Source organism: Winogradskya humida, from assembly GCF_016862215.1.
Lineage (GTDB): Bacteria > Actinomycetota > Actinomycetes > Mycobacteriales > Micromonosporaceae > Actinoplanes > Actinoplanes humidus.
On record NZ_BOMN01000088.1, the window covers coordinates 130,854 to 138,526 of the forward strand.

Genomic DNA, 7,673 nt, shown 5'->3' on the forward strand with positions numbered 1-7,673 from the left:
CGTGCTGCACCTCGGCTAGCACAATCCTGACCTTGCTTGCCCTGGTGCGCTTACCTGGCCGGGGAGTACCGTGCCGCCATGCCGGACGACCCCGTCGACGAACTCCGCGGCACGCTCTACTTCAACGACGGCTCGCTCGTCTACGCGGGCCACTACCTGCACGACGAGCCGCGCACCGACCACACCCACAGCTTCGTCGAGCTCGCGGTGATCACCGGTGGCGCCGGTGTGCACCGCTCCATGCTGGGCGACCAGCCACTGGCCGTCGGCGACGTCGTGCTCCTGCGCCCCGGCGTCTGGCACGGCTACGACCGCTGCGACAACCTGCAGCTCTACAACTGCTGCTTCTCGGTCGACCTGCTGCACCGCGAGCTCGCCTGGACCCGCGACGACCCCCTGCTCGGCTACCTGCTCTGGACCGGCCCGTACGCGATGCACCGCCGCGGCATGCTCACCGCCGCCCTCGACCAGGCCGAGCTCGCCGAATGCGTGGTCCACCTGCGCGCCCTCGACGAGCTCCGCGCCAGGCCCGCCCACGCGCACCGCGGCGACCTGGTCGGCCGCCTGACGCTGTTCCTCAGCTGCCTGTCCCGCGCGGTGGACCGCTCCCGCACCCAGAGCGACGGCGACCCGGCCGGCCCGGTGCACCCCGCGGTGACCAGCGCGATCAAACTGATGGAGGAGGACCTCTCCCGGCACTGGACGCTGACCGAGCTCGCCGGTCGGCTGGGGCTCAGCGCGGGTTACCTGGTGCGCATCTTCAAGGCCACGACCGGTCTGCCCCCGGTCGCCTACCTGGCCCGCCACCGCGTCGAGACCGCAGCCGGCCGGCTGCTGCACACCGACGACCCGATCACCCAGATCGCCCAGAGCGTCGGCTGGCCCGACCAGAACTACTTCGCCCGCCGCTTCCGCGCCCACTACGGCCTGACGGCCACCACCTACCGCGCGCGCTTCACCTCGGGCACGATCCGCCTCGGCGAAACCGGTCGCCCTGTCGTCGGTCCCGACGGCCGGCCCGCCTCGGGCGCGCGGCGGCTCAGCTGAAGAACGCGATCATGTCCTCCCGCGTGGGTTGGTAGGCGGCGGCCTCCGCGTGCTGCTCACTGCGAGGAAACAACTCCTTCTCGTACGCCGTGAGCGCGGCCTCGACGTCCCCGGGGTGCGCGGCGATCGCGGTGCCGAGCCCGGCCGCGTCCTGCATGGCCAGGTTGGCGCCCTCGCCGTCCGGGGGCGCGAGGTGCGCGGCGTCGCCGAGCAGCGTGACGCCCGGGATCCGGTCCCAGCACAGCCCGATCGGCAACGCGTAGTGCGGGCGGTGGACCGGCTCGGTGTCGCTGTCCGTGATGAGGGCCAGGAGCTCGGGAGCCCAGCCGGCGAACTCCCCCGCGGTACGCGCACCCAGGCCGGCGGCGGTGAACCAGTCCAGGGGCCGGGCCAGTTCGACGTACGCGTGCAGGGTCCCGCCGCTCTCCCGGTGCGCGGTGATCTGCCGCCCGCCGGAACCGGGCACGAACATGGACCCGCCGCCGACCGCCTTCGCCGCCGCGGGATGCCGGGCATCGGCGTCGTAGAGAAAGGTCTCGACGAACGACGTGCCGGAGTACTCCGGGGCAGCGTCGACGAGCAGCGGCCGGACCCGGGACCAGGCGCCGTCCGCCCCGACGAGCACGCTCGCGACGACCGTGGTGCCGTCGGCGAAGTTCACCTCGTGGCGGCCCGCGCCGAGGGCGCGGACGCCGGTGACCCTGTGGTTCCACCGGACGGTGCCGGCGGGCAGCGAGTCGAGCAGGATCCGGCGCAGCTCGCCGCGCTGCACCTCGGGGCGTCCGCCGGTGCCGTCATCGCCCTTCTCCATCAGGACGGTGCCGTCCGGGTCGAGGGCGCGCATCGCCTGGCGGCCCTCCAGCACGATGCCGCGGAACTCGTCGGTGAGACCGGCCGTCGTCAGGGCCGGCTGGCCGTTGTAGTCGTGGATGTCGAGCATCCCGCCCTGGGCCCGGTGCGCCGCGGAGGCGTCGGCCTCGTAGACCGTGGCCGGGATGCCGTGGACGTGCAGGACGCGGGCCAGAACGAGGCCGCCGAGGCCGGCGCCGATGATGGTGACAGGAGTGTTCATGGGCGAAGACTGACCGGTGCCGCTCACACGCGGCGTGCACGGCGCTGACATGGTGGGAGGATCGGGGAATGAAGCTTCGCGTCACGCTGCTCGGCGGGTTCCGGGCGTTACGCGGGGACGAGGTCATGGCGGTGCCGGGCGCTCGGTTGCAGGGGCTTTTCGTGCGGCTGGCGCTGGCCGGTGGGCGCTCGGTCGAGCCGGGCGTGCTGGTCGAGGCGATCTGGGCGCAGGATCCGCCGGCCGCGCCCGGTCATGCCCTGCAGGCTCTCGTCTCGCGGCTGCGCCGGGCTCTCGGGGCGGCCGGTGACGTCGCCCAGGTCGCGGGCGGTTACCGGCTGGACGTGGACGACGTGGACGTTCTCCGGTTCGAGCAGCTCGCCGCGACGGGCCGGGACAGGCTGCGGGCCGGGGATCCGGGTGCCGCGGCGGACGTGCTCGGCGAGGCCGTGGCGTTGTGGGGCGATCGCCCCGGCGCCGAGCCCGCTGTCGTCGCCGCGGTGGCTCCCGCCGCCGCGACCCGGCTGGCCCACGTCTCGATCGAGGTTGTCGCCGACCTGGCCGACGCCGAGCTGTCGCTGGGCCGGGCCGGTGTGGCCGCCGACCGCCTCACGGCTCTGCTCGCCGAGCAACCCGTGCACGAGCGGGCGGCGGCGTTGCTCATGGACGCCCTCGCCGTCCAGGGGCGCCAGGCCGAGGCCCTGGCCGTCTACGAGCGGGTCCGCGAAGCCCTCGCCGATGCCCTCGGCGCCGATCCGGGCGCCGCTCTGAGCGAGCGGCACCTGCGGCTGCTGCGCGGATCCGCTGTCCCCGCCGCCACCGGCTCCTCCTTGCCGGCGTCGCTGACCAGCTTCATCGGGCGCGACGACGACCTCGCCCGGATCGGGACGCTGCTCGCCGCCGGGCGCCTCGTCACCGTGCTCGGCCCCGGCGGGGCGGGCAAGACGCGGCTCGCCGTCGAGGCCGCCCGCCGGCACCACGACGGCGCTTTCCTGGTCGATCTCGCCCCGGTCACCGAGCCGGCCAAGATCGGTGCGGCCGTGCTCGCCGGGCTCGGGTTGCGTAACGCCACGATGTTCGAGGCCCGCGGCGACGACCTGGACATCCTCGTCGAGCAGCTCGCCGGCCGGGACAGCCTGCTGCTGGTCGACAACTGCGAGCACCTGATCGACGCCGTCGCGCACCTGGTCGCCGCGCTGCTGGCACGCTGTCCCAGCGTGCGGGTGCTCGCCACCAGCAGGGAACCCCTCGCCATCGACGGCGAGACCCTGGTGCCGCTCGGGCCGCTCCCGCTGCCCGAGCCCGGGGACGGCGTCGAGCGGGCCCGGCAGGCGGCGTCGGTGCGGCTGTTCATCGAGCGCGCGGCTGCCGTACGCCCCGGCTTCGATGTGGATCTTGATTCTCTGCCCGATGTCACGACGGTGGTCCGCAGCCTGGACGGGATGCCCCTGGCCCTCGAACTGGCCGCGGCCCGGCTGCGCACCCTGTCGCTGCCCGAGCTCGCCGCCGGCCTGTGCGACCGGTTCGCGCTGCTCACCACCGGCAGCCGCGCCGCGCTGCCCCGGCACCGCACGCTGCGCGCGGTGATCGCGTGGAGCTGGGACCTGCTCAGCGCCGGGGAGCGTACGGTCGCCGAACGGATCTCGGTCCTGCCCGGCGGGGTCACCACGGCCTCGGCCACCGCGGTCTGCGCCGGCACCACCGGGATCCCCGACCTGCTCGCGGGGCTGGTCGACCGGTCGCTGCTGCAGCTCGCCCCCGAGCCGGGCCGCTACCGCATGCTGGAGACGCTGCGCGAGTACGGCATCGACCGGCTGGCGGCCTCCGGCGACCTCGGCGCCGTCCGCGACCTCGCCGCCGACCACTTCACGGACCTGATCGCCGGGCACGACCCCCAGCTCCGCGGGCCCGGCCAGGTGGCTGCCATGCGGGCCATCGGCAGCGAGTACGACAACATCCTCGCGGCCCTGCGCCGGCGGTGCGACACCGGTGGCGCCGTCACCCTCGCCCTGCGGCTGACGTGGTACTGGCAGATGCTCGGCCGCAGCAGCGACGCAGCCTACTGGCTCGGCGAGGCGCTGGCGGTGCCGGGCGGTGAGGCGTCTCCCGAACGCGACTGCGCGCAGGCGATCTACCTGCTGAAACGTCGTGAGTCCCAGCCCGGGACGCCGGTCGGGGACGAGCTGTCCGAGCTCACCGGGCGGCTGCCGGCGTACCCACATCTGTCTGGTCTGTCCGGGGTGCAGGCAGCTTTCGCGCTGGCATTTCTGTCGCCGGAGGCGGCCGCCCCGCTTGCCCTCCTGGACCGCGTGACCGGCGGCGACGACGGATGGCTGGCCGGGCTGGCCCACATGTTCCGGGCCGAACTCGCCGAGAACGCCGGCCAGCTCGCCACGATGCACGCCGACGTCGACGCCGCGCTGGCCCGCTTCCGGCAGGCCGGCGACCGCTGGGGCCAGGCCACCGTGCTGCCGCTGCGCGCCCAGCTGAGACAGTACGACGACGACCTCGACGGCGCGCTCGCCGACCTGAGCGCCGCCCGGTCGCTGGCCGGCGGGTTCGGCACGCCCAGCCTCAACGACGAGGTGTTCCGGGACCTCCGCTGGATCGACCTGTACCTGCGGCGCGGCGATCACGCGGCGGCGATCGCCCTGCTGGACGCGGTCCGGGAGCGGGTGCACAGCGCGGGCTCGGTGGACATGCAGGCCCTGCTCGACGCGCGCGCGGCCGGCGTCCGGCTGCGGCTCGGCGACCTCGGCCAGGCTCGGAAGCTGCTCGACGACGCCGAGCGTGGCCTGCACGACGACACCTTCTTCAGCGGGCACGTCCGGGCGCTCGCCGGCAGCGTCCGGGTCCTGCTCTGCCAGGCGCTCGGCGATCCGGATGGTGCGGAGAAGGCGCTCGCGGCGGCGTACACCGCCGCCGAGGAGACCCGGGACCTGCCCATCCAGTCGCTGGTCGCGGTCAGTGCGGCGGCGCTCGCCGACGGGTACGGCCGGCATCACGAGACCGCCGTCCTGCTCGGGACCGCCGCCCGGCTGCGCGGCGCCCACGACCGCAACGATCCGCAGATCCACGAGCTCACCCGGCGCGCGCGGGCCGCATTGGGGGAAACCGGGTTCGCTACGGCGTACGGGAGTGGTTTCTCGACAGAGCCTTCCGCAGCAGATCGGCGACCGCGGCCAGCTCTTCGGGGTTGAGCCACGCGAACGGCGTCTGCTCGAAGGTCACCCGGATGACCTCGGCCCGGACCCGTTTTCCCCGCTCCGTCAGCATCAGCACCCGGGAACGCCGGTCCGCCGGGTCCACCGCGCGCTCGACGAGGCCCTGATCGGCGAGCTGACCCGCCACGAACGTCAGGTTGGGCGCGTTGCAGAACAGCCGCTCCGCCATCACCTTCATCGACGGGGGCTTCTCGTCCGGGTCGATCGCCCACAGGGCCTGGGCGGTGGCGTGGGTCAGGCCGTGCGCGGCGAGGGGCGCCGCGATCCGGTCGCTCGTGCGCATGAAGAGCTCGTGGTTCGCGCGTACGGCGGGCTCCAGATCGGGGTGGTTCACAGCTGGCAGCGTACCCGTCGCTTCGAGGCTCGAAGGTCTTCGGTCCTGGGGTTTCTGCCTTGCGTGGGGGTAGTGCTGGGTCGCGTGCCGGGATGCGGGAAAATGGGGTCCGACAGACGAGACGGAAGTTGGAGATCGTGACTGAAGTTGCAGGACCCGTCGACTGGGTGACCCGGTACGCCGACGAGGTGATCGCCGAAGCGGAACGCCGCTCGCCGGGCAAGCCGGTGGTGTGCGCGTCCGGGCTGAGCCCGTCCGGTCCGGTCCACCTCGGCAACCTGCGTGAGGTGATGACGCCGCACCTGGTCGCGGACGAGATCCGCCGACGCGGGTACGAGGTCGAGCACCTCATCTCGTGGGACGACTACGACCGGTTCCGCAAGGTCCCGGCCGGCATCGACGCCTCGTGGGCCGAGCACATCGGCAAACCGCTCACCGCCGTCCCCGCCCCGCCCGGCAGCCGCTTCCCCAACTGGGCCGAGCACTTCAAGGCCGCGATCATCGACGCACTGGCCGAGCTCGGCGTCGACTACCGGGGCATCAGCCAGACCGAGATGTACACCTCGGGGGCGTACCGCGACCAGATCCTGCTGGCCATGCGCGAGCGCGGCCGGATCGACGAGATCCTCGACCGCTACCGGACCAAGGGACGGCCGGCTCCCGCTCCTAAGCAGTCTCAGAAGCTCGACGAGGCTGAGGCCGCTGCCGCCGCCGAGGCCGCGGAGGGCTCCGGTGCTGCCGACGAGGACGACGGCGCGGCTGCTGGTGCGGACTACTACCCGTACAAGCCCTACTGCGGCCAGTGCGGCAAGGACCTCACCACGGTCACTGCCTATGACGACGAGACCACAGCCCTCACGTACGTCTGCACGCTCGACGGTTTCACCGAGACCGTCCTCCTGAACGAGTTCGACCGCGGCAAGCTCGTCTGGAAGGTCGACTGGCCGATGCGCTGGGCCTTCGAGGGCGTCCACTTCGAACCCTCCGGCGTCGACCACTCCTCCCCCGGCTCCTCGTTCGTCGTCGGCGGCCAGATCGTCGCCGAGGTCTTCCACGGCACCCAGCCCATCGGCCCCATGTACGCCTTCGTCGGCATCAGCGGCATGGCCAAGATGTCCAGCTCCCGGGGCAACGTCCCCACCCCCAGCGACGCCCTCGCCATCATGGAGGCCCCGCTCCTGCGCTGGATGTACGCCCGCCGCCGCCCCAACCAGTCCTTCAAGGTCGCCTTCGACGCCGAGATCCAGCGCCTCTACGACGAATGGGACGCCCTCGAAACCAAGATCGCCGCAGGCACCGCCGCCCCCGCCGACGTCGCCGCCCACGACCGCGCCATCCGCACGGCCACCACGGTCCTGCCCTCCACCCCGGTCCGCATCGCCTACCGCACCCTGGCCTCGATCGCCGACATCACCACCGGCCACGACGAGCAGACCCTGCGCATCCTCAGCGACATCGACCCCGCCCACCCCATCACCGACCTCGCCGAGGTCCGCCCCCGCCTCGACAAGGCCCAGACCTGGGTCAACACCCAGCTCCCCCCGGAATCCCGCACCCAGCTCCGCACCGAGCCGGACAAGGAACTCCTCGCCTCCCTCGACGACACCCAGCGCGAATCCCTGCGCCTGCTCGCCGAATCCCTCGACACCAACTGGTCCCTCGAGGGCTTGACCACACTCGTCTACGGCGTCCCGAAGAAAATGGCCGGCCTCCCCCCGGACACCAAGCCCACCCAGGAGCTCAAGGTCGCCCAGCGCACCTTCTTCGTCCTGCTCTACCGCCTCCTGATCAGCAAGGAAACAGGCCCCCGCCTACCCACCCTGCTCCTCTCGGCAGGCACCACCCGCCTCAAAACCCTGATCGGCCAGTAACCTCCCCCGAGCCCGGCCGCCGCACCCTCACGGCCGGGCTCCGGGGTTCACCCCAGCTCCACGGCCTCGCCAGAATTCGCAGCCACACCGGGCATCGCGACCCCGCCGGATTTCCCGAGTCCGCCGGG

General features: G+C 72.9%; 5 protein-coding genes. 3 read left to right on the forward strand and 2 right to left on the reverse strand.

Annotation, left to right across the window (positions count from 1 at the left end):
* The first annotated feature begins 78 nt into the window (after positions 1–78).
* Positions 79–1,047 (forward strand): helix-turn-helix transcriptional regulator, encoded by a 969-nt coding sequence (locus Ahu01nite_RS31755; RefSeq protein ID WP_203840365.1) that lies wholly within the window; start codon positions 79–81, stop codon positions 1,045–1,047.
* Here Ahu01nite_RS31755 and Ahu01nite_RS31760 read toward each other — a convergent pair.
* A complete protein-coding gene (locus Ahu01nite_RS31760) occupies positions 1,040–2,119 on the reverse strand; it encodes an FAD-dependent oxidoreductase (protein ID WP_203840366.1) in 1,080 nt (359 codons plus the stop codon). The genes Ahu01nite_RS31755 and Ahu01nite_RS31760 overlap by 8 nt on opposite strands.
* Positions 2,120–2,187: 68 nt before the next feature.
* Between Ahu01nite_RS31760 and Ahu01nite_RS31765 the strand changes: the two genes are divergently transcribed.
* A complete protein-coding gene (locus Ahu01nite_RS31765) occupies positions 2,188–5,316 on the forward strand; it encodes an AfsR/SARP family transcriptional regulator (protein WP_203840367.1) in 3,129 nt (1,042 codons plus the stop codon).
* Here the strand turns inward: Ahu01nite_RS31765 and Ahu01nite_RS31770 are convergent.
* Positions 5,240–5,674, reverse strand: a complete 435-nt coding sequence (locus Ahu01nite_RS31770; RefSeq protein ID WP_203840368.1) for a MarR family winged helix-turn-helix transcriptional regulator — start codon at positions 5,672–5,674, stop codon at positions 5,240–5,242. The genes Ahu01nite_RS31765 and Ahu01nite_RS31770 overlap by 77 nt on opposite strands.
* 137 nt (positions 5,675–5,811) lie before the next feature.
* On the opposite strand from Ahu01nite_RS31770, the gene lysS reads away from it, so the two are divergent.
* On the forward strand, positions 5,812–7,545 hold the full coding sequence (lysS, locus tag Ahu01nite_RS31775) for a lysine--tRNA ligase (RefSeq protein ID WP_239159296.1): 1,734 nt from the start codon (positions 5,812–5,814) through the stop codon (positions 7,543–7,545).
* Positions 7,546–7,673 lie beyond the last annotated feature (128 nt).